19 protein-coding genes and 7 tRNA genes are annotated in these 22,725 nt (G+C 61.8%); 4 read left to right on the forward strand and 22 right to left on the reverse strand.

Features of this window, described 5'->3' with window-relative positions; genetic code table 11:
- Positions 1-5: 5 nt before the first annotated feature.
- The 5 genes from asd to leuC form a co-directional block, all read right to left on the reverse strand.
- Complete coding sequence (gene asd / locus HU737_RS14530; protein ID WP_186557682.1) at positions 6-1,118, reverse strand: aspartate-semialdehyde dehydrogenase; 1,113 nt, start codon at positions 1,116-1,118, stop codon at positions 6-8.
- A gap of 63 nt (positions 1,119-1,181) precedes the next feature.
- The gene (gene leuB / locus HU737_RS14535) at positions 1,182-2,264 is read right to left on the reverse strand and encodes a 3-isopropylmalate dehydrogenase (RefSeq protein WP_186557681.1); all 1,083 of its coding nucleotides are present in this window, start codon (positions 2,262-2,264) and stop codon (positions 1,182-1,184) included.
- A 53-nt stretch (positions 2,265-2,317) separates the two neighbouring features.
- Positions 2,318-3,082 (reverse strand): class I SAM-dependent methyltransferase, encoded by a 765-nt coding sequence (locus HU737_RS14540; RefSeq protein WP_186557680.1) that lies wholly within the window; start codon positions 3,080-3,082, stop codon positions 2,318-2,320.
- A gap of 129 nt (positions 3,083-3,211) precedes the next feature.
- Positions 3,212-3,856: a 3-isopropylmalate dehydratase small subunit gene (gene leuD / locus HU737_RS14545; RefSeq protein ID WP_186557679.1), complete on the reverse strand. Its 645-nt coding sequence runs from the start codon at positions 3,854-3,856 to the stop codon at positions 3,212-3,214.
- Positions 3,853-5,286 (reverse strand): 3-isopropylmalate dehydratase large subunit, encoded by a 1,434-nt coding sequence (leuC, locus tag HU737_RS14550; RefSeq protein ID WP_186557678.1) that lies wholly within the window; start codon positions 5,284-5,286, stop codon positions 3,853-3,855. Before leuC ends, leuD begins: the two co-directional genes overlap by 4 nt.
- Before the next feature lie 130 nt (positions 5,287-5,416).
- On the opposite strand from leuC, the gene HU737_RS14555 reads away from it, so the two are divergent.
- Complete coding sequence (locus HU737_RS14555; protein WP_186557677.1) at positions 5,417-6,295, forward strand: LysR family transcriptional regulator; 879 nt, start codon at positions 5,417-5,419, stop codon at positions 6,293-6,295.
- 61 nt (positions 6,296-6,356) lie between these two features.
- A complete protein-coding gene (locus HU737_RS14560) occupies positions 6,357-9,653 on the forward strand; it encodes a PAS domain S-box protein (protein WP_186557676.1) in 3,297 nt (1,098 codons plus the stop codon).
- A gap of 178 nt (positions 9,654-9,831) precedes the next feature.
- Here the strand turns inward: HU737_RS14560 and HU737_RS14565 are convergent, their stop codons facing one another.
- The 13 genes from HU737_RS14565 to uvrB form a co-directional block, all read right to left on the reverse strand.
- Positions 9,832-10,278, reverse strand: a complete 447-nt coding sequence (locus HU737_RS14565; RefSeq protein ID WP_186557675.1) for an Hsp20 family protein — start codon at positions 10,276-10,278, stop codon at positions 9,832-9,834.
- A gap of 178 nt (positions 10,279-10,456) precedes the next feature.
- Positions 10,457-11,431: a tRNA dihydrouridine synthase gene (locus tag HU737_RS14570; RefSeq protein WP_186557674.1), complete on the reverse strand. Its 975-nt coding sequence runs from the start codon at positions 11,429-11,431 to the stop codon at positions 10,457-10,459.
- Positions 11,432-11,481: 50 nt separating this feature from the next.
- Complete coding sequence (locus HU737_RS14575) at positions 11,482-11,916, reverse strand: acyl-CoA thioesterase (protein WP_186557673.1); 435 nt, start codon at positions 11,914-11,916, stop codon at positions 11,482-11,484.
- Between the two features lie 43 nt (positions 11,917-11,959).
- Positions 11,960-12,793, reverse strand: a complete 834-nt coding sequence (locus tag HU737_RS14580; protein ID WP_186557672.1) for an alpha/beta fold hydrolase — start codon at positions 12,791-12,793, stop codon at positions 11,960-11,962.
- A gap of 25 nt (positions 12,794-12,818) precedes the next feature.
- Complete coding sequence (locus HU737_RS14585; protein ID WP_186557671.1) at positions 12,819-13,358, reverse strand: TetR/AcrR family transcriptional regulator; 540 nt, start codon at positions 13,356-13,358, stop codon at positions 12,819-12,821.
- 168 nt (positions 13,359-13,526) lie between these two features.
- Positions 13,527-13,602 (reverse strand) — tRNA-Glu (locus HU737_RS14590).
- Positions 13,603-13,645: 43 nt separating this feature from the next.
- Positions 13,646-13,721: transfer RNA gene (locus HU737_RS14595), tRNA-Ala, on the reverse strand.
- Between the two features lie 64 nt (positions 13,722-13,785).
- A tRNA-Glu gene (locus tag HU737_RS14600) sits at positions 13,786-13,861 on the reverse strand.
- 44 nt (positions 13,862-13,905) lie between these two features.
- A tRNA-Ala gene (locus HU737_RS14605) sits at positions 13,906-13,981 on the reverse strand.
- Between the two features lie 53 nt (positions 13,982-14,034).
- Positions 14,035-14,110 (reverse strand) — tRNA-Glu (locus tag HU737_RS14610).
- Between the two features lie 76 nt (positions 14,111-14,186).
- Positions 14,187-14,262: transfer RNA gene (locus HU737_RS14615), tRNA-Ala, on the reverse strand.
- A gap of 280 nt (positions 14,263-14,542) precedes the next feature.
- Entirely contained in the window at positions 14,543-16,024 is a 1,482-nt protein-coding gene (gene gltX, locus HU737_RS14620; protein WP_186556852.1) for a glutamate--tRNA ligase, read from the reverse strand.
- Between the two features lie 223 nt (positions 16,025-16,247).
- The gene (gene uvrB, locus HU737_RS14625) at positions 16,248-18,263 is read right to left on the reverse strand and encodes an excinuclease ABC subunit UvrB (protein ID WP_186556854.1); all 2,016 of its coding nucleotides are present in this window, start codon (positions 18,261-18,263) and stop codon (positions 16,248-16,250) included.
- A gap of 278 nt (positions 18,264-18,541) precedes the next feature.
- Here uvrB and HU737_RS14630 point away from each other — a divergent pair, with 278 nt between their 5' ends.
- Positions 18,542-19,738, forward strand: coding sequence for an amino acid aminotransferase (locus HU737_RS14630; RefSeq protein WP_186556855.1), 1,197 nt, complete (start codon positions 18,542-18,544; stop codon positions 19,736-19,738).
- 65 nt (positions 19,739-19,803) lie between these two features.
- A tRNA-Asn gene (locus HU737_RS14635) sits at positions 19,804-19,879 on the forward strand.
- A 63-nt stretch (positions 19,880-19,942) separates the two neighbouring features.
- Here the strand turns inward: HU737_RS14635 and HU737_RS14640 are convergent.
- The 4 genes from HU737_RS14640 to HU737_RS14655 all read right to left on the reverse strand — a co-directional run bounded on the left by HU737_RS14640 (position 19,943) and on the right by HU737_RS14655 (position 22,679).
- Complete coding sequence (locus HU737_RS14640) at positions 19,943-20,356, reverse strand: cupin domain-containing protein (RefSeq protein WP_186556856.1); 414 nt, start codon at positions 20,354-20,356, stop codon at positions 19,943-19,945.
- Between the two features lie 109 nt (positions 20,357-20,465).
- On the reverse strand, positions 20,466-21,026 hold the full coding sequence (locus HU737_RS14645) for a DUF1285 domain-containing protein (RefSeq protein ID WP_186556858.1): 561 nt from the start codon (positions 21,024-21,026) through the stop codon (positions 20,466-20,468).
- 12 nt (positions 21,027-21,038) lie between these two features.
- Positions 21,039-21,644 carry a DUF4823 domain-containing protein gene (locus HU737_RS14650; RefSeq protein ID WP_186556859.1) on the reverse strand — a complete coding sequence of 202 codons (606 nt, stop codon included), beginning with the start codon at positions 21,642-21,644 and terminating at the stop codon, positions 21,039-21,041.
- A 66-nt stretch (positions 21,645-21,710) separates the two neighbouring features.
- On the reverse strand, positions 21,711-22,679 hold the full coding sequence (locus HU737_RS14655) for a GTP 3',8-cyclase MoaA (protein WP_186556863.1): 969 nt from the start codon (positions 22,677-22,679) through the stop codon (positions 21,711-21,713).
- Positions 22,680-22,725 lie beyond the last annotated feature (46 nt).

Genomic DNA, 22,725 nt, shown 5'->3' on the forward strand with positions numbered 1-22,725 from the left:
CGCAATCAACGCTCGAGCAAGATCCGCAGCATACGCCGCAGCGGCTCTGCAGCGCCCCACAGCAACTGGTCGCCAACGGTGAAGGCACCCAGGTACTGCGAACCCATGTTGAGCTTGCGCAGACGGCCAACCGGTACATTCAAGGTGCCGGTGACCTTGGTCGGGCTCAGCTCCTGCATGCTGATCTCACGCTGATTCGGCACCAGCTTCACCCATGGGTTGTGCTGGCTGATCATGCCTTCGATATCGGCCAACGGCACGTCTTTGTTCAGCTTGATGGTCAGCGCCTGGCTGTGGCAACGCATGGCGCCGATGCGCACGCAGATACCGTCGACCGGGATCGGGCTCTTGAAGCGACCCAGGATCTTGTTGGTTTCAGCCTGGGCCTTCCACTCTTCGCGGCTCTGGCCGTTCGGCAGTTCCTTGTCGATCCACGGAATCAGGCTGCCGGCCAGCGGCACGCCGAAGTTCTCGGTCGGGAAGGCTTCACTGCGCATGGCCTCGGCCACTTTGCGGTCGATGTCGAGGATGGCGCTGGCCGGATTGGCCAACTCATCGGTGACCGCCGCATTGATGCCGCCCATCTGCTTGATCAGCTCGCGCATGTTCTGTGCGCCAGCACCGGAGGCGGCCTGGTAGGTCATGGCGCTCATCCACTCGACCAGACCGGCTTCGAACAGGCCACCCAGGCCCATCAGCATCAAGCTGACGGTGCAGTTGCCGCCGATGTAGTTCTTGGTCCCGGCGTCGAGCTGCTGGTCGATCACCTTGCGGTTGACCGGGTCGAGGATGATCACCGCGTCATCCTGCATGCGCAGCGAGGAAGCGGCGTCGATCCAGTAACCCTGCCAGCCGGCTTCGCGCAGCTTGGGGAAGACTTCGTTAGTGTAGTCGCCGCCCTGGCAGGTCAGAATGACGTCGAGGGTCTTGAGCTCTTCAATGCTGTAGGCGTCCTTGAGCGGAGCAATATCCTTGCCCACGTTCGGACCTTGGCCACCCACATTGGAGGTGGTGAAGAACACCGGCTCGATCAGGTCGAAATCCTGCTCTTCGAGCATCCGCTGCATGAGCACGGAACCGACCATTCCACGCCAACCGATCAGACCTACACGTTTCATCGCAACTACACCTTTGCTAAAAGTGGGCCACCACCGAGACAGAACGGTGGCGGGCCAGAGAGATTACAGATTCCGCAGCGCTGCGACTACTGCGTCGCCCATTTCCTGCGTACCGACTTTGCTGCAACCAGCCGACCAGATGTCGCCAGTGCGCAGCCCTTGATCCAGCACCAGGCTGACCGCCTGCTCGATCGCCTCGGCAGCGGCGTGCTGGTTGAAGCTGTAACGCAGCATCATCGACACCGAGAGGATGGTCGCCAACGGGTTGGCAATGCCCTGCCCGGCGATGTCCGGGGCCGAGCCGTGGCACGGCTCGTACATGCCCTTGTTATTGGCATCCAGCGACGCCGAAGGCAGCATGCCGATGGAGCCGGTCAGCATGGAAGCTTCATCCGACAGAATGTCGCCGAACATGTTGTCGGTCACCACCACGTCGAACTGCTTGGGCGCGCGTACCAGCTGCATGGCGGCGTTATCGACGTACATGTGGCTCAGCTCGACGCCCGGGTAGTCCTTGGCCACGTCTTCGACCACTTCCCGCCACAGCTGGCTGGACGCCAGTACGTTGGCTTTGTCTACCGAGCACAGCTTGTTGCCACGCACGCGGGCCATGTCGAAACCGACGCGGGCAATCCGGCGGATCTCGCTTTCGCTGTACGGCAGGGTGTCGTAGGCCTGGCGCTCGCCGTTCTCCAGCTCGCGCTGGCCACGTGGGGCACCAAAGTAGATGCCGCCAGTCAGCTCACGGACGATGAGGATGTCCAGGCCGGCGACGATTTCTGGCTTGAGCGAGGAGGCATCGGCCAGTTGCGGATAGAGAATGGCCGGACGCAGGTTGGCGAACAGGCCCAGTTGCGCACGGATTTTCAGCAGACCGCGCTCCGGGCGGATGTCGCGCTCGATCTTGTCCCACTTCGGCCCGCCAACGGCGCCGAGCAGTACAGCGTCAGCCTCGCGCGCACGCTCCAGGGTTTCATCAGCCAGCGGCACGCCATGTTTGTCGATGGCCGCGCCACCGATCACGTCGTGCTCCAGGGCGAAGCCAAGCTGGAACTTGTCATTGGCCAGCTCCAGCACCTTGACCGCTTCGGCCATGATTTCCGGACCAATGCCATCACCTGGGAGAATCAGAATCTGCTTGCTCATGCTTTCCTCTATCCATTCAAACGGCGCGCCGGTAGCGGCTTCGCCGGAAAATACTAGCGCTCAGCCCACAACACCAGCACGTCGGTGCTGAACGAGCCATCGGCTTCGATCTGGTAATACTGCCGCACTTCCTCGCCCATCGCTTGCTGCAATTGGCGAATGGCCACGCGCAGCGCATCAGGGGTGCGCATGCGCTCGACCCAGGAGTTCCACTCAAGGCGCAGGCGCTGGCGGCTGTGGCTGCGCACATGCAAACCTGCCTCGCTGACCTGGCGCTGCCATTCGGCGGCCGAATAATCGCGCACGTGGCTGGTGTCACGCAGCACTTCGACGCTCTGCAAGTAGGTATCGAGCAACGGGCTGCCCGGCGACATGACATCGACGAACGCCGCCACCCCACCCGGCTTGAGCACCCGGCGCACTTCGCGCAAGGCCAGGCCCAGGTCGCTCCAATGATGCGCAGAGTAGCGACTGAAGACGAAATCGAACGCGGCATCGGCAAACGGTAAGCGTTCCGCCGCACCGCGTTCGGTAGTGATATTGGCCAGGCCGCGTTGTGCCGCGGCGCTGGCGACCACGTCGAGCATCGAGTGCGACAGGTCATAGGCGACGACCTCGGCAACCAATGGCGCGACGTGGAAACTGACATGACCGGCACCACAGCCCAGGTCCAGCACCCGGGCGTCGGCATGGCCGGCGAGCTCGGCCTGCAGCAGGGCAAACTCGCTGCCTTGGGCGTGCACGGCGCTGCTCAGGTAGGCACTGGCCTGCTCGCCGAACTGGCGCTGGACGACGTCGGTGTGTTGGCTACTGGTCATGGATCGGTCCTTATCTGGTTTTGCCTGTGCCGGCGCTATCGCGGGGCAAGCCCGCTCCTACACGATGAGCGCTGCCCCTGTAGGAGCGGACTTGCCCCGCGATGAGGCCGGTACAGTCACTTACACACTTCAGGCATCGCGGAACAACCACGGCTGGCTCTGGCGATGCTTGCCCTCGAACGCCGTGATCGCATCGGCGTCCTGCAAGGTCAGGCCAATGTCGTCCAGGCCGTTGAGCAAGCAATGCTTGCGGAAGGCGTCGATCTCGAAATGCAGCACCTTGCCATCTGGACGAGTCACCGCCTGGGCTTGCAAGTCCACGGTCAACTGATAGCCAGGGTTGGCTTCAACCTGCTTGAACAGTTCATCGACTTCCTCATCGCTGAGGATGATCGGCAGCAAGCCGTTCTTGAAGCTGTTGTTGAAGAAGATGTCGGCAAAACTTGGCGCGATCACGCTACGGAAACCGTACTCGTCCAACGCCCAAGGCGCGTGCTCACGGCTGGAGCCACAACCGAAGTTCTCGCGGGCGAGCAGCACGCTGGCGCCCTGGTAACGCTCGTGGTTGAGCACGAACTCTTTGTTCAGCGGGCGCTTGCTGTTGTCTTGGTAAGGCTGCCCCACATCCAGGTAGCGCCACTCGTCGAACAGGTTCGGGCCGAAGCCGGTGCGCTTGATCGACTTGAGAAACTGCTTGGGAATGATCTGGTCGGTATCGACGTTGGCGCGATCCAACGGTGCGACCAAGCCGGTGTGCTGGGTAAAGGCTTTCATGCTGCGCTCCCTTGGATCAACTCGCGGACATCGATGAAGTGACCGGTCACTGCGGCGGCGGCGGCCATCGCCGGGCTCACCAGGTGGGTACGACCACCGGCGCCTTGGCGGCCTTCGAAGTTACGGTTGGAGGTCGAGGCGCAGTGCTCGCCGCTTTCCAGGCGATCCGGGTTCATCGCCAGGCACATCGAGCAGCCGGGTTCACGCCATTCAAAACCGGCTTCGATGAAGATCTTGTCCAGCCCTTCACGTTCGGCTTGCGCCTTGACCAGGCCTGAACCCGGTACCACCAACGCCTGCTTGACGTTGGCAGCGACCTTGCGGCCTTTAGCGATGTCGGCAGCGGCGCGCAAGTCTTCGATCCGCGAGTTGGTGCACGAACCGATGAACACCCGATCCAGACGGATATCGGTGATCGCTTGATTGGCGCTCAAGCCCATGTATTTGAGCGCACGTTCGATCGAACTACGCTTGATCAAGTCTGGCTCGGCAGCAGGGTCCGGCACGCGCTGATCGACCGCCAGCACCATCTCTGGAGAAGTGCCCCAGCTGACCTGCGGCTTGATTTGCGCAGCGTCCAGCTCGACCACGGTGTCGAACACCGCATCTGCGTCGGAGACCAGGCCCTTCCAGGCGGCCACTGCCTGGCTCCACTGAGCAGGCGTCGGCGCGTAGGGACGCCCTTCAACGTAATCGATAGTGGTGTCATCCACTGCCACCAAGCCAACCCGGGCACCGGCCTCGATGGACATGTTGCAGATGGTCATACGGCCTTCCATCGACAGATCGCGGATGGCGCTCCCGGCGAACTCCATGGCGTGGCCGTTGCCACCGGCGGTGCCGATCTTGCCGATCACGGCGAGGACGATGTCCTTGGCGGTGACGCCCTCAGGCAATTTGCCTTCGACGCGCACCAGCATGTTTTTCATTTTCTTGGCCACCAGGCACTGGGTCGCGAGCACATGCTCGACCTCGGAGGTGCCGATGCCGTGGGCCAATGCGCCAAAGGCGCCGTGGGTCGAGGTGTGCGAGTCGCCGCACACCACGGTCATGCCTGGCAAGGTCGCGCCCTGCTCTGGGCTGATGACGTGAACGATGCCTTGGCGCTCGTCGTTCATCTTGAATTCGACGATGCCGTATTCGTCACAGTTCTCGTCGAGGGTCTGCACCTGCAGGCGCGACACCTGGTCGGCGATGGCCTCGATGCCGCCCTTGCGCTCAGGGGTGGTTGGCACGTTGTGGTCAGGCGTGGCGATGTTGGCGTCGATGCGCCATGGCTGGCGGTTAGCCAGGCGCAGACCTTCGAAGGCCTGAGGCGAAGTCACTTCGTGAATGATGTGGCGATCGATGTAGATCAAGGACGAGCCGTCGTCGCGTCGCTTGACTTCATGCGCATCCCAGAGTTTGTCGTAGAGCGTTTTGCCGGCCATCAGACTGTTCCTCATCAGCGTCTTTCTATGCCAATAACCCCTTGGCTTGTACGGTCGATGCTATGGGGTTAGATTGAATAACTCAAATTCATAATTTTTATGCTTTGGATAACCTGAAGGAATACAAACGGTGGACCTGGCCAACCTGAGCGCATTTATCGCCATCGCCGAGACCGGCAGTTTCTCCGGGGCCGGCGAACGCCTGCATTTGACTCAGCCGGCAATCAGCAAACGCATCGCTGGCCTTGAGCAGCAACTGGACGTCCGCCTGTTCGACCGCTTGGGCCGGGAGGTGACCTTGACCGAAGCCGGCCGGGCATTGCTGCCGCGGGCTTATCAAATCCTCAACGTATTGGATGATACCCGACGGGCGCTTACCAATTTGACCGGGGAAGTGAGCGGTAGGCTGACCCTGGCGACAAGCCACCATATTGGTTTACACCGCCTTCCCCCACTACTACGGGCATTCACTCGCGAGCACCCAAAAGTCGCGTTAGATATTCAGTTTCTTGATTCAGAAGCGGCCTACGACGAAATTCTCCATGGCCGGGCGGAAATCGCCGTCATCACCCTGGCACCCGAGCCGCACCACCTGGTTCGGGCGGTATCGGTGTGGGACGATCCACTGGACTTCGTCGCCTCCCCCGAGCATCCGTTGACCAGCAACGGCGCAGTCAGCCTGGCCGACGTCGCCAGCCATCCGGCCGTGTTCCCGGGCGGCAACACCTTTACCCGGCACATTGTTCAACGCCTGTTCGAAAGCCAGGGCCTGACGCCGAACATCGCCATGAGCACCAACTACCTGGAAACCATCAAGATGATGGTGTCGATTGGCCTGGCCTGGAGCGTGCTACCGCGCACCATGCTCGATGAACAAGTTGCACCCATCGCTTTACCCGGCGTAAAGCTGTCGCGACAGCTAGGCTACATTCTGCACACCGAGCGAACGCTGTCGAACGCAGCCAGGGCGTTCATGGCCCTGCTCGACAGCCACGCAGGGCCCGCCTGACCGGTCGTCAGCACGGCATTTCACTCTCAGGGACGCGTCATTCGCCAAAGGTCTGGTATCGATGCCCAAATCAGTTAATCGCTTTGCGCGCCTGCCGCGCATCCCTGCGGCCGACCCGCAGGCGTCGGAACAGGCTTGGCAGAATGCCCCACAACTATTGGCCGCCCTCAATGGTGCACGCCTGGGCGCCTGGCTGTGGGACATCGAGAGCGGTCGGGTCAGCTGGTCGCGCGGCACCCAGGCATTATTTGGCTTCGACCCGCTGCGGCCGCTGCCCAGCGACATCGACTACCTCGACCTGCTGCCTGAAGAGGACCGCGCGCGCACCCGCCAGGCCTTTCAGGCGGTGGTCAACGGCGAACCGATCGAACAGGCCATGCGCCATCGTATCCGCTGGCCAGATGGCAGCATGCACTGGCTGGAGATCAACGGCAGCCTGACCCAAGACCGCCATGGCCGGCGGCAGATGATCGGGGTGATCCGCGAGATCACCCGCCAGCGCGAACGCGAAACCGCCCTGATCAACTCGGAAAAACGCTTCGCCACCCTCTTCCACCTGAGTCCCAACGCGATTCTGCTGACCCGCCGTAACGACGGCATGCTGTTCGAGGTCAACCAGCACTTTGAAGACATGTTCGGCTGGCCCGGTGCGCAGATCGTCGGCAAGACCAGCATCGAGCTCGGCCTGTGGGTCAATCCCGACCAGCGTCACCAGGTGCTGGAAGCCACCCGCAACACCAGCGGCCCGGTGACCATGGAAGTGCAATTTCGCGCCAGCAGCGGCAAGATCCACGACGGCATCCTCTGCACCCAGGGCATTGAGCTTGAAGGCGTCACGTTCCTGCTCAGTACCTTCGTCGACACCAGTGAACGCAAACGCGCCGAACAGGCACTCAAGGACAGCCAGGAGCGTCTGGACCTTGCCCTGGATTCCGCGCAACTGGGCACCTGGGACTGGCACATCCCCAGTGGCATGCTGTATGGCTCGGCCCGCGCCGCACAGCTGCATGGGCTCGACCCAGTACCCTTTCACGAGTCGTTCGAAGCCTTTTTCGAAGGCGTGCCGGAACAGGAGCGCAATGTCATGCGCCAGGCCTATCGCAGTTTGCGCGAAGGCCCGGCGGGCAATTATCAGATCACCTACCGGGTGGAGCTGGAAAACGGCGCCTCGCGCTACATCGAAAGCCGCGCCCGGCTCTACCGCGACGAACAAGGCAACCCGCTGCGCATGGCCGGCACCTTGCTCGACATCACCGACCAGGTCGAGCGCGAGCTGCGCCTGAGTGCGTCGGAAGAGAAGTTCGCCAGCCTGTTCCAGGTCAGCCCCGACCCGATCTGCGTAACCCGCCAGGATTCTGGCCAGTTCATCGAGATCAATCCGGCATTCACCCAGACCTTCGGCTGGAACGCCGAGCAGGTGATTGGCCGTACCGCCGAGGAGATTGGCCTGTGGGCCGAATCGGCCGAACGCGCACACCGCATCGAGCGGGTAATCCGCGAGCAGGACTTGAGCAATGTCGCGGTGGTGGTCAACCACCGCAGCGGCGCAGCCCTGACCTGCGTGATTTCCAGCCGCCTGATCACGGTCGACAACCAACCCTGCAGCGTCACCTCACTGCGCGACATCACCCAGCAGCAACGCGCCGAAGCGGCGCTCAAGGCCAGCGAGGAGAAGTTCGCCAAGGCCTTCCATTCCAGCCCCGACGCGATCACCATCACCGAGCGTGAGACCGGCCGTTACCTTGAGGTCAACGATGGCTTCTGCCGACTGACCGGCTACAGCGCTGCCGAGGTGGTCGGGCAGTCGGTGTATGAGATCGGCATCTGGGCCGATGACAAACAGCGCAGCGCCCTGCTCAACGAGCTCAAGGAGCGCGGCCGGGTGCATCACCGGGAGATGCTCGGGCGCAACAAGCGCGGCGATATTCTCACCGTCGAAGTGTCGGTAGAACCCATCAGCCTCAACGAGAGCGATTGCCTGCTGCTGACCGCGCGCGACGTCAGCCAACTGAAGAACGCCCAGGCGCAGATCCGCCACCTGGCCTATCACGACCCGCTGACCAACCTGCCCAACCGCGCCTTGCTGATGGATCGCCTCAGCCAGCAGATCGCCCTGCTCAAGCGCCACAACCTGCGCGGCGCGCTGCTGTTCCTCGATCTCGACCATTTCAAGCACATCAACGACTCGCTCGGCCATCCAGTCGGCGACACGGTGCTGAAGATCATCACTGCGCGCCTGGAAGCCAGCGTGCGCCTTGAGGATACCGTGGCGCGCCTGGGGGGCGATGAGTTCGTGGTGCTATTGACCGGCCTTGAAGGCAGCCGCGAGGCGGTGGAAACCCAAGTCCGCGAGCTGGCCGACACCCTGCGCGAGCTGCTCGCCGAGCCGATGTCGCTGGATGGCCAGCGCCTGCAAGTGACCCCAAGTATTGGTGTGGCATTGATCCCCGACCATGGCGCCACCCCCGCCGACCTGCTCAAGCGCGCCGATATCGCCCTGTACCGGGCCAAGGACTCCGGGCGCAACACCACCCAGCTGTTCCACACCACCATGCAGAAGGCCGCCAGCGAGCGCCTGCGCATGGAGAACGACCTGCGCCTGGCCTTGGCCCGGGGTGAACTGGCGCTGCACTTCCAGCCCCAGGTGGATGCCCGCGATAACCGCATCGTTGGCGCCGAAGTGCTGCTGCGCTGGCACCATCCGCAATTGGGCCAGCAGCCACCGGCCCAGTTCATTCAGGTACTCGAAGAAAGTGGCTTGATCCTTGAAGTTGGCAGCTGGATCCTCGACGAAGCCTGCGATGCCTGCGCCCATATGCTGCAGGACGGCCTGATCGATGCCGACGATTTCAGCCTGTGCGTGAACATCAGCCCTCGGCAGTTCCGCCAGAACGATTTCGTCGAGCGAGTGCTGCGCAGCCTCGACGACTACCGCCTGCCACGGCACATGCTCAAGCTGGAGATCACCGAAGGCATCGTCATCCAGAACCTGGAGGACACCATTGCCAAGATGCGCGAGCTCAAGCGCTATGGCGTAAGTTTTGCCATGGATGATTTTGGCACCGGTTACTCATCGCTGACCTACCTCAAACGGCTGCCGGTGGATGCGCTGAAGATCGACCAGACCTTTGTCCGCGACGCGCCGATCGACCCCAATGATGCCGAGATCGTCCGCGCCATCGTGGCCATGGCCCGCAGTCTTGAGCTCGCGGTGATTGCCGAGGGTGTGGAATTGACCGAGCAGCTAGAGTTTCTTGAGCGGCTGGGCTGTCACCTGTACCAGGGGTACCTGCACAGCCGGCCACTGCCGCTGCAGGAGTTCCGGCAGATGCTGCTGGAAGCGCCAGCTGACTACTGAAAGAAATGCGTGGGAGCGGGCTTGCCACGCGATTATCGTTCGCGAGGCCGGCTTCGCCACTTGTGCCTTGGCAAATCGCGGGGCAAGTCCGCTCCCACGCTATGTACATCCATAACATGTACATCCATGACACGTAAAAAGGGCACCCGAAGGTGCCCTTTCGTACATCCCGACAAGCTTAGTTCAGCGCAGGTTTGTCGCTGTTGATCGGGATGCGTTTGGCCTTGGCCTCTTCCGGGACGACGCGCAGCAGATCGACGCTGAGCAGACCGTTGGCCAGACCTGCCGACTTCACTTCGATGTGATCGGCCAGGCGGAACGACAACTTGAAGGCCCGCTGGGCAATGCCCTGATGCAGATAGGTCACTGCGCCTGCGTTGCCTGCGTCGCGCTTGCCTCCGCTTACGGTCAGCACGCCTTTTTCAACCTGCAGGTCGAGGTCGTCTTCCTGGAAGCCAGCTGCGGCAACCACGATGCGATAGTGGTCATCGCCATGTTTTTCCACGTTGTAGGGTGGGTAGCTGCTACCCGCCTCGTTACGCGCCGCGGATTCGAACAGGTCATTGAAACGGTCGAAGCCAACGGAATGGCGGAACAGTGGTGCAAGAGAGAAAGCGGTAGTCATGGTCATAAACTCCTGAGATTCAGCAAGTAAGTCATTACGCGACCCGACTTCGGCATCGCGTACTCAAGAGATAAGGGCCAGGGAAAAGGTTTCAAGTGCAGACTGCAAAATTTTTTCTAGCTCTTTGTGGCAGCGGGCTTGCCCCGCGATAACACCCGCACTCACACAACAGGTTCAATCAGGCGACCGCCTCGCACCGCGCCTCGCGCATATCCACCCCCAGCAGCTGGCTGATCCGCTCACAGTCATCCACCCGCCGCAGCTCAGCAAACATCACCACTGCCTCGGGATAACTGCGGGTCAACATCGCCATCCACTGCTTCATGCGCCCCGGCGCATAGCGCGGCGACAGCTTGGCCTGGGCCTGGCGCCAGAACTCTCGCAGCAGCGGCAGCAACGCTTGCCAATCCAACGGCTGGTAATCGCGCCCATCCCGCGCGGCAGCGATCTGCAGGGCCAAATCTGGCCGCGACACCAGCCCGCGACCGAGCATGATGTCCTCTGCCCCGCTGACCTCACGGCAGCGCCACCAGTCATCCACCGTCCAGATTTCGCCGTTGGCGAACACCGGCACCTTGACCACATCCTGCACGCGCGCCACCCATTCCCAGTGTGCCGGCGGCTTGTAGCCCTCGACCTTGGTGCGCGCATGCACCACCAGATGCGCAGCGCCACCCTCGGCCAGTGCCGTGGCGCAGTCCAGTGCGCCGTCAGGGCTGTCGAAGCCCAGGCGCATCTTGGCCGTCACCGGTATATGCGCCGGCACCGCCCGCCGCACCTGGCTGACAATCGCATGCAACAGCTCCGGCTCCTTGAGCAGTACCGCCCCACCGCGCGACTTGTTCACGGTCTTGGCCGGGCAGCCGAAGTTCAGGTCGATCACCGGCGCGCCAAGCTCGCAAGCCAGCACGGCATTTTCCGCCAGGCACACCGGATCCGAGCCGAGCAGCTGTAGGCGCATCGGCACGCCCGCCGCCGTGCGCGCGCCCAGGCGCAGCTCCGGGGCGAGCTTGTCGAATTGCGAAGGCGGCAGCAGGCGGTCGCAGACGCGGATGAACTCGGTAACGCACCAGTCGATGCCGCCGACGCGGGTAAGCACGTCGCGCAGAATGTTGTCGACCAGCCCCTCCATCGGGGCCAGGGCAATTTGCATGAAGGGGTCTCGGCGAAAAAGGCGGCAGTCTAGCAAACAATCACAGCAGTTCAGGCACCGATCAGCGCCTGACCGTAACCCTCGATAAATTCCGTCGGCATACGCTTGGGCTTGCCAGTGGACAGTTCGATGCAGACAAAGGTGGTCTGCGCCCGCAGCAAGATTGCACCATCGCGTGGGCGCTTGAGCTGAAAGCGCCGGGTCATGCGCAGGCGCTGGTCCCAGTCGATGATCCAGGTAGCCAGCTGCAGCTCGTCGTCTTCGTAGGCAGCGGCCAGGTAGTCGATTTCGTGGCGAACCACAGCCATGGCCCGGTCCAGGCGGCGGTATTCGGCCAGGTCCAGACCCAGGCGCTGCGAGTGGCGCCAGGCGCAGCGCTCCAGCCAGGTGACGTAGACCGCGTTGTTGGCGTGGCCGAGGCCATCGATGTCGTCGGCACCGACGCGAAGGTCGATGATAAATGGCGATGCCAAATCCCAGCTCATGCCCGCTCCCAATGTCAGTGAACGGGCGGAGTGTAACCCAAGCTCAAGCGCTTTGCCGGGTAGGTTCCTGGGTACGCGCGAGCAAATCCAGCACCGCTTCGCTCAGGCGCGGGTCGGCCAGCACTCGCTGGTGGCCGCCCTCTTCCAGCAGCATCAGGCGGCTGTCGAACCAGGCCTTGTGGATCAGCTGCGCCTCGCCGACCGGGACCAACTGATCGTCAGCCGCGTGCACCACCAGGCCCGGTAGCTCCAGCTGGTAGCCACTGACGTCCAGGCGGGCGATCTGCATGCCGACATCGTGTTCGATCTGGCGAATGAACGCTGCCCTGGCCCGCGCAGGTAGCCCTAAACGCTGAGCAAAGCCGCGCAACACGCCGATTAACTGCGCAGGCGCAGCGATACTCACTGCGGCCTCGGTGCGCAATCCCCATTGCAAGGCCAACATGACACTGGCGCCGCCCATGGAATGGCCAATCACCGCCCGCAATGGTGGTAACTCTGCAGCGGCTTCAAGCAGCGCGCGGGCGAACAGCACCACGTTGGCCTGCTGACCAGGCGACCGGCCATGAGCGGGACCTTCGAGGGAGACCACCGTGTGACCCGCATCGACCAATGCCTCGATCAGCGCCGCAAATTGCGTCGGACGCCCTTCCCAGCCATGCATCATCAACACGGTGGGGCCATTACCCCACCGCAGGGCCGACAGTCCGAAGCGCAAGGTGATCCGTTCAGCACGCGCCAGCAGCGGCAGTTCCCACGGTCTGGGTGGCAGGTTGCGGGGCGTCATGAACGCCCGTCGCATCTTCCCGGCAACATGCTCGGGGGCCAGCCGACCGAGAGTTCCGTTGACGCCGCGAATCCAGCTCAGGGTAGTCATCGCCTTGCTCCAGGGTTGAGGTTGCTCAGATCACCGCCGACTTGGCGGCGCGCAGGATACGGTCGGATAACTCGGTGCCGCTCAAGGCGCGAGCCAGGGCCAAACCACCGACCATCAGGGCCAGGTCGGCAAAGGCTTTATCGATGTCTTCCGGGCAATCGACCATCTGCGCCGTCATCAACTCGATATGCTCGGCCAGCACCTCGCGAAACGCTTCAGGCAGACGCTGCATTTCGCTCAGGGAGTTAGGTAGCGGGCAGGCGTGCTCGTGAGCGTCACGATGCTTGCGCGAAAGGTAGAAAGCCGCGGCCAAGGCGCGACGCCCGGCACCATCCAGTGCTGGATCGACCTGGGCGAGCAAGCCCCGGCGCTCGCCGAGCAATTGGCGAAAAGCCTCCAGCATGAGCTCGTCCTTGCTGTCGAAATGCGCGTAGAACCCTCCCACCGTCAACCCAGCCGCACTCATCACCTGGCTCACACTGGGGTCAGCCGGGCCTTGCTGGATCAGCGCACTGCAGGCCGCGTCGAGAATGCGCTCGCGGGTCTTGCTCTTCTTGTCGCTCATGGGCGGCCTCGCAAATATTATGGCTGAAATATTATGCCTATAATATTTTTAGGCAAGCGAAATCTTCGACCTCTGGTCGGCGCTCAAGAAAAGTGGGATTACAGACAAACAAAAGGCCCATTCAATAATCGAATGAGCCTTTAAAGTCCCGCAAAACGCGGGTAAAAATGGCGTCCCCTAGGGGACTCGAACCCCTGTTACCGCCGTGAAAGGGCGGTGTCCTAGGCCACTAGACGAAGGGGACATGTAACCTTCGTAGAGATTCGCTTTCACGAATCCTGGCAAATTGGTGGAGCTAAGCGGGATCGAACCGCTGACCTCCTGCATGCCATGCAGGCGCTCTCCCAGCTGAGCTATAGCCCCGAAAACAAAAGGCCCATCCAATATGCGAATGAGCCTTTAAAGCCCCGCAAAACGCGGGTAAAAATGGCGTCCCCTAGGGGACTCGAACCCCTGTTACCGCCGTGAAAGGGCGGTGTCCTAGGCCACTAGACGAAGGGGACATTACAACCTTCGTAGAGATCCGTTTTCACGAATCCTGGCAAATTGGTGGAGCTAAGCGGGATCGAACCGCTGACCTCCTGCATGCCATGCAGGCGCTCTCCCAGCTGAGCTATAGCCCCAGATTTCTAGCCTCGCGGCCCAGCGACATCCTGAAACATCGCTTGTGTAAAACTGGCGTCCCCTAGGGGACTCGAACCCCTGTTACCGCCGTGAAAGGGCGGTGTCCTAGGCCACTAGACGAAGGGGACGAACCTTCTACCTTGAAACCCGGCGCTGAATCCGGATTTCATCCCCAGTCGCCTTGGCAGACTGAGAATCGGAATTTGGTGGAGCTAAGCGGGATCGAACCGCTGACCTCCTGCATGCCATGCAGGCGCTCTCCCAGCTGAGCTATAGCCCCACGAATGTCGCTTTGAACTGGAATCGCCGGCTGGGTGCCTGGCGCTTCGTTTCGTTCATCGCTGTGGACGGGGCGCATATTAAGAGCGGATTGCAGAGCTGTCAAACGAATTTTTGAAATTAATCAAAAGTTTTTTCACAGATAACAATCACTTACCGCCCTGCCCCATCGCTGCTGGGGTTTTATCGTGCAGTTGCGGGCCCGCTCCGCGATTGCGATGGTGGATTATCCATTGCAATCGCGGGGCAAGCCCGCTTCCACGCAAATGCTACCGGGTGGTTCAGGCGATGTTCGCCAGCAGCTTTTCCCACTCTTTGTTTTCTTTCTTCGACACGCCGCCGAGCAGATCCAGCGCCTGGCGCAGACGGAAGCGGGTCAGGTCAGGGCCGAGAATTTCCATGGCATCGAGCACCGAGACCGAGCTCGCCTGGCCGGTAATGGCAGCGAACATCAAGGGCATGGCGTCGCGCAACTTCAGCTCCAGGGCTTCGACCACGGCTTGGATGCAACCGGTGATGCGCTCTTTTTCCCACTGGCGCAGGCTTTCGAGTTTCCACAGGATCAGCTGGATGACCTGGCGCACCTGGTCTGCCGAGAGCTTCTTATGCTCGAACAGCTTGGCATCGAGCTTGAGCCCACCTTCGAAGAAGAAACCACCCAGCGGGGCGATCTGGCTGAAGGTTTCGACCCGGCCCTGCACGTGGGGGGCTATCTTCATCATGTAGTCGCTGTTGAAGGCCCATTTCTGCACCCGTGCGGCGAATTCTTCGACGGGCAGATCACGCAGCCACTGGCCGTTGAGCCAGGACAGCTTCTCGATGTCGAAGATCGGCCCACCCAGGGAGATGCGCGACAGATCGAAGTGCTCGACCATTTCCGCCAAGGAGAACTTCTCGCGCTCGTCGGGCATCGACCAGCCCATGCGCCCGAGGTAGTTGAGCATGGCCTCAGGCATGAAGCCCATGCGCTCGTAGAAGGTCACCGAGGTCGGGTTCTTGCGCTTGGACAGCTTGCTCTTGTCCGGGTTACGCAGCAGCGGCATGTAGCACAGCTTGGGCTGCTCCCAGCCAAAGTACTCGTACAGCTTGATCAGCTTGGGCGCCGAGGGCAGCCACTCTTCGCCACGCAACACGTGGGTGATGCCCATCAGGTGGTCATCGACCACGTTGGCCAGGAAGTAGGTCGGCAGGCCGTCGTTCTTCATCAGAACCTGCATGTCCATGCGGTCCCACGGGATCTCGACATCGCCGCGAAGCATGTCCGGCACCACGCAGATGCCTTCGCTCGGCACCTTCATGCGGATCACGTGCGGCTCGCCCGCGGCCAGGCGCCGCTGCACTTCCTCGGCGCTCAGTTTCAGCGCGCGGCCGTCATAACGCGGGGTTTCGCCACGGGCCATTTGCTCGGCGCGCATCTGGTCGAGCTCTTCGGCAGTGCAGAAGCAGTAGAAGGCGTGACCGGCGTCGACCAGCTCCTTGGCGTACTTGGCGTAGATCTCGCCACGCTCGCTCTGCCGGTAAGGGCCGTGCGGGCCGCCGACGTCCGGGCCTTCGTTCCACTCGATGCCCAGCCAGCGCAGGGCGTCGAAGATCTGCTGTTCCGACTCACGGGTCGAGCGCAGCTGGTCGGTGTCTTCGATGCGCAGGATGAACTCGCCGCCGTGCTGCTTGGCAAAGCAGTAGTTGAACAGGGCGATGTAGGCGGTGCCGACATGGGGGTCGCCGGTGGGCGATGGCGCGATACGCGTGCGAACGGTGGTCATGGAGAGTCTCGAACGAAAGATGAAACAAAGGCAGGATGTTAGCAGGGAGCAGGCACCTGGCTCCAGCAATGGCGCGATCGTCACGTGTGATCCGACCGCCAGGCGCTGTTGATCGTGCAGGACCGGGCTTGCCCCGCGGTAGCGTCATTGCTGACAGCAGCTACGCCCAGATAGGCGCTATCACGGCACAAATGCGCGCCTACAGGAGCGTGTCGCTTGCCGGTCAGCTGGTAATCAAGCGCTCACGCAGCTGGGTGATTTCGTCGCGCAATTGCGCGGCGGCCTCGAACTCCAGGTCGCGGGCAAGCTGGAACATCTTCTCTTCCAGCTGCTTGATACGCTTGGTGATCTCGCCAGGGGTACGCAGTTCGGCCTCGTAGCGGGCGCTCTCCTCGGCCGCCTTGGCCATGCCTTTGCGCTTCTTGCTGCGCCCACCCGGGATGTTGGCGCCCTCCATGATGTCGGCGACATCCTTGACCACGCCTTTGGGCACGATGCCGTTGGCTTCGTTGAAGGCGATCTGCTTGGCCCGGCGGCGCTCGGTCTCGTCGATGGCACGCTGCATCGAACCGGTCATGTTGTCGGCATACAGGATCGCCTTGCCGTTGAGGTTACGTGCGGCGCGGCCAATGGTCTGGATCAGCGAACGCTCGGAGCGCAGGAAGCCTTCCTTGTCGGCATCGAGGATGGCCACCAGCGACACTTCCGGCATGTCCAGGCCTTCACGCAGCAGGTTGATCCCCACCAGAACATCGAAGGTGCCCAAGCGCAGGTCGCGGATAATCTCGACCCGCTCGACCGTGTCGATATCCGAGTGCAGGTAGCGCACGCGCACGTCGTGATCGGCCAGGTAATCGCTCAAGTCTTCGGCCATGCGCTTGGTCAGGGTGGTTGCCAGCACACGCTCACCCGCCGCGACCCGCTTGCCGATTTCCGACAGCAGGTCATCGACCTGGGTCAGCGCCGGACGCACCTCGACCAGTGGATCGACCAGGCCAGTCGGGCGCACCACCTGCTCGACTACCCGGCCGGCGTGTTCGGCCTCGTACGGGCCTGGGGTGGCCGAGACGAAGATGGTCTGCGGACTGACCGATTCCCACTCATCGAAACGCATCGGCCGGTTATCCAGCGCCGACGGCAGGCGAAAGCCATATTCCACCAGGGTTTCCTTGCGCGAGCGGTCACCCTTGTACATGGCGCCGACCTGGGGAACGCTGACGTGGGACTCGTCGATCACCAGCAAGGCGTCAGCGGGCAGGTAGTCATACAGGGTCGGCGGCGGCGCGCCGGCCGGACGTCCGGACAGGTAGCGCGAGTAGTTCTCGATGCCGTTGCAGTAGCCCAGCTCAAGGATCATCTCCAGGTCGAAACGAGTACGCTGCTCCAGGCGCTGGGCTTCGACCAGCTTGTTGGCCTTGTGCAGGTACTCAAGGCGCTCCTTGAGCTCCTCCTTGATGCCCTCGACCGCCTCGAGCAGGGTTTCGCGCGGGGTGACGTAGTGGCTCTTGGGGTAGAAGGTGAAACGCGGCAGCTTGCGGATCACCTCGCCGGTCAATGGATCGAAGGCGGCAATGTTCTCTACCTCGTCATCGAACAACTCGATGCGGATCGCCTCCAGGTCAGATTCGGCCGGGAATACGTCGATCACATCGCCACGCACGCGGAAAGTGGCCCGGGCAAAGTCCATTTCGTTGCGGGTGTACTGCAGGTCAGCCAGGCGTCGCAGCAGCGCACGCTGATCGAGCTTGTCGCCGCGATCGATGTGCAGGACCATTTTCAGGTAGGTCTCGGGGCTACCCAGACCATAGATGCAGGACACCGTAGTAACGATAATCGCGTCACGCCGCTCGAGCAGCGCCTTGGTCGCCGACAGGCGCATCTGCTCGATGTGGTCGTTGATCGAGGCGTCCTTCTCGATGAAGGTATCCGACGACGGTACGTAGGCTTCGGGCTGGTAGTAGTCGTAATAGGAGACGAAGTACTCGACTGCGTTATTCGGGAAAAACGCCTTGAACTCGCCATACAACTGGGCGGCCAGGGTCTTGTTCGGCGCCAGCACCAGCGTCGGGCGCTGCACCTGCGCAATGACGTTGGCCACGCTGAAGGTCTTGCCCGAGCCGGTCACACCCAGCAGGGTCTGGTGCGATAGCCCGGCCTCGATGCCCTCGACCATCAGGCGAATGGCCTCGGGCTGGTCGCCGGCCGGCTGGAAACGGGTGACGAGCTGGAACTCGGACATGTCTGACCTCGAGCAACTGTAAATATAGCCAGTAGTCTATACTGAAATGAGCCCTTTCAGGATCGCTTTCAGGTTAGCTGAGTGAGTGTATGTGTCAGTGGACCTGGCAATTCGACCAATGGTTGAAAAAAATTCGGCAAAAACGCCGGAAAAGCTGCGCCAGACTGTCGCAGTGACCGATGGGTATCACTATACTGACTCCCCGTTTGTGCACCGCTTCAGTGCATTCGGCTGGAGCGTGCGCGTCCTATCACACTCCATTCAGAGCCAAGGTAACAATGAGCCTGTTTTCCGCTGTCGAGCTGGCACCCCGCGACCCTATCCTGGGCCTCAACGAAGCTTTCAACACCGACCCACGTACCGACAAGGTCAACCTGGGGGTGGGCGTTTACAGCAATGAGGAAGGCCGTATCCCGCTGCTGCGCGCGGTAATCGAAGCCGAAACCCAGCGTGCCGCCCAGCATGCCTCGCGCGGCTACTTGCCGATCGACGGTATCGCCACCTACGACCAGGCCGTGCAGAAACTGCTATTCGGCGCCGAGTCGCCGCTGCTGGCCGCAGGCCGTGTAGTGACCGTGCAGGCAGTGGGCGGTACCGGTGCTCTGAAGATTGGCGCCGACTTCCTCAAGCGCCTGTCGCCCAACGCCGTCGTCGCCATCAGCGATCCAAGCTGGGAGAACCATCGCGCGCTGTTCGAGACCGCTGGCTTCCCAGTGCAGAACTACCGCTACTACGATGCGCCAAGCCACGACGTCAACCGCGCCGGCATGCTCGAAGACCTGAACAACCTGCCAGCGGGTTCGATCATCGTCCTGCACGCGTGCTGCCATAACCCGACTGGCGTCGACCTGAGCCTGGACGACTGGAAAAACGTCCTGGAAGTGGTCAAGGCCAAAGGTCACGTGCCATTCCTCGACATGGCCTACCAGGGCTTTGGTGATGGCATCGCCGAAGACGCCTTCGCCGTGCGCCTGTTCGCCGAATCCGGCCTGGACTTCTTCGTTTCCAGCTCGTTCTCCAAGTCGTTCTCGCTGTATGGCGAACGCGTCGGTGCGCTGTCGATCGTCACCGCGTCGAAAGACGAAAGCAGCCGCGTGCTGTCGCAGGTCAAGCGGGTGATCCGCACCACCTACTCCAACCCGCCAACCCACGGCGCGACCATCGTTGCCACCGTGCTGAACAGCCCTGAGCTGCGTCAGATGTGGGAAGCGGAGCTGGGCGAAATGCGCGAGCGCATCCACGGCATGCGCAAGCAGATGGTCGAGTTGCTAAGCCAGTACGGCGCGAAAACCGACTTCAGCTTTGTCGGTCGCCAGCGCGGCATGTTCTCCTACTCGGGCCTGACCGCCGAGCAGGTAGCGCGCCTGAAGGATCAGTTCGGCATCTATGCTTTGGATACTGGCCGCATCTGCGTGGCCGCGCTGAACCAGAGCAATATTCACGTGGTCACCAAGGCCATCGTAGAAGTGCTGTAACTGCTTGATTGTTAAGGGGGAACAGGCTTGACTTCCCCTTTCCAATCAGTAAGATAGCCGCAGATTCCGCGATAGCTCAGTCGGTAGAGCAAATGACTGTTAATCATTGGGTCCCTGGTTCGAGTCCAGGTCGCGGAGCCAAACATTGAAAACCTCCAGATGCGCAAGCACTGGAGGTTTTTTCATTTCTGTCGCGGGCTTGGATTACTTCAGCGGCTCGGTGACGGGCTTGCCTTGATCGACCAGGCTCCACACCAGCAGCTTGGCCGGCAGGCTCGCACTGGCATTGCGCGAAACGCTGTGCACGGTCCCTGGCGCTTCGTACCAGTATTGCCCCGCCTTGTAGGTTTTTTCCTGCTCATCGTTCAGCTTGGACACCACCGCGCCCTCCAACACGTAGGCCATGACTGCGCCCGGATGCTGGTGCGCAGGCGAGGCCTCGCCTGGGGCGTAGCTGACGGTAAGCATCACCGCTTTCTTACCAGGGGCGTTTGTCGGCAGTTGTTCTTGCAGGACCTTGACCTGGTCATGGCGCTCGCCATGAGCCCAGGCGGCAGGTTGCGAGGTAACCAGGCCTATAGCCATGAGCAAGGCGAGCGACGGGTGCGCGGGTTTCATCGGGGCATCTCCTGAGTGGGCAACTGCCTGCAGGTTATGCCCAGGGAGTGCGACGGCAAATGGCCAATTCAGAGAAAAAACGGGAGGCCGCCAGTGAAACACGTCGATATCAGTCAACACGCCCAATGGGGTAAAACTGGCCGTGGCTCCATACCCCAAGCCACTCTTGGCCATCGATTTCACCCGGCACCGCCAGCTCCACCAACTGATAGAACACATTGCGGTGAATCAGCGCTTCGAGGTTGGTGCGCATGAGAATGTAGGGCGATGGCTCCTGGGTCGCAGGATCGACCTGCACCCGCAGCGGATGATCGACACCCGCCTCGGCCTGGTCGTCAACGTTGCTGGTAAAGCGCAGCACCTGCTGCTCGCCACTGCCCAGCACCTCCAGTGTCACTGCAACGAACGGTGCGTCATCCACCTGGATGCCCACCTTCTCCACTGGCGTTACCAGGAAGTAGGCGTCGCCATCGCGGCGAATGATGGTGGAGAACAAGCGCACCATGGGTTTGCGGCCGATCGGGGTGCCTTGGTAGTACCAAGTGCCATCACGGGCGATGCGCATGTCGATATCGCCGCAGAAATCCGGATTCCATAGATGCACCGGCGCCGGTCCTTTCGCCTTGGGGATCTGCGCCAGCAGATCATTGGCCTTGGCGGAATCGGTCATCACCCTCTCCTATCAGCGGCTCATGCCTAACAGACTACGAGCGTACTCGCGCATGGGGGCGGCGAGCAAATCCTGTGGGGCGTTGTCGTGGAACGTCAACAAACCGCCACGGCTCTTGATGCGGGCAGTGTCGACCAGATAGCGAGTGCTGGTCTCGATCAACATCAGCTGGACCACGCCGGTATCCCAACCCAGGCGATCCACTGCCTGCTCGTCATACCATTGATCGCCATTGCCAATGCGGTCATCGGTGCGAGCGAAGCGGGTGTACAACACATAGTGCGCGCCCACCGAGCGCGCCTCGGCAATCGCCTCTTCCAAGCCAAGTGGGCCTTGGGCGCGACGCACCAGCGGGAAGTATTCGACGAAGCTCTTGAAGGCCTCTTCGGCCACCACATTCTGCCCTGGCACTGGGCCCTTGCCGGGTGGCACGAATGCGCCCTGGCCAATGAAGATGAATGAGTCGGGCTGCAAACGAATCGACAGGTTCCGCTGGGTATCACTGTGATCGAGCAACCCCGCATCGCTCATGTGATAACGGACACCTTCGCCCATATCGCTGACATTCATGCAGCCGCCCAACGCCATCAGCGCCAGCAGCAAGACCAGGCTACGCATCTTTCCTCCAGAAACCGGTGACGAAAAACCGGCGAATAGCCGCCAGATGCAGCTTTTGCGCCAGAGTCAGCCGCCGATCACCTTCATCACCGTCACACCCCCGGAAAACGCCATGTCCTGCTTGTCTGCCAGGGCCTTGACCAGCAAGCGCTGCAGGGCCGGCAGCGCTTGATGGCGCGGCTTGTCGAGCAGATCGCCGATGAAATGACGATTGCCCGAGGACAGGCAGCCATGCAGCCAGCCAGTGGAGGACAAGCGCAGGCGCGAGCAGGTACGGCAGAACGGCACGCTCTCGTTGGCGATCACTCCAAAATGGCCCCTGCCCGGGATCTGGTAGCGCAAGGCAGTGGCATCCAGGGCGGCACTGGCCTGCTGGTAGCCATAGGCCTGGCCAATCAGCGCCAGCAGCTGCTCCAGACTGACAAACTGCTGCAAGAAGGCATTGCCGTCACGCGCCAGGTGCCCCATACGCATCAGCTCGATGAAACGCAGCTCGTAACCCTGAGCCAGGCAGTATTCGAGCAACGGCAGCACCTGATCCAGGTTCTGCCCGCGCATGGGCACCATGTTGACCTTGATGCTCATGCCCGCCGCACGCGCCTGGGCCATGCCATCGAGAACACTGGCCAGATCACCGCCACGGGCAATCTGGCGGAAAGCGCCAGCATCCAGGGTGTCGAGGGAGACGTTCAAGCGGCGGATACCCGCCGCGCGCAGCAGCGGCAACTTGCGCGCAAGCAGCTGACCATTGGTGGTCAGAGAGACATCCTGCAGGCCGAGCCCTGCCAGTGAATCCAGGAAGGCTTCCAGCCTCGGGCTGATCAGCGGTTCACCGCCGGTGATGCGCAGCCGCTCGATGCCTGCCGCCTCGACCAGATAGGCCACGCCTCGGGCCAGTGCCTGGCCGCTAAGCTCATCCTGCGCCGCCACCAGGCGCTTGCCGTCGGGCACGCAATAGGTACAGGCGTAATTGCAGGCAGCCGTAAGACTGACCCGCAGGTTGCGAAAGCGCCTGCCTTGACGATCGACGATCATGGATGACTCCGACATGGAAGAATGGGGCGTGCAAAACCTGACTCAT

Source organism: Pseudomonas urmiensis (genome assembly GCF_014268815.2).
GTDB classification, from domain to species: Bacteria; Pseudomonadota; Gammaproteobacteria; order Pseudomonadales; family Pseudomonadaceae; genus Aquipseudomonas; species Aquipseudomonas urmiensis.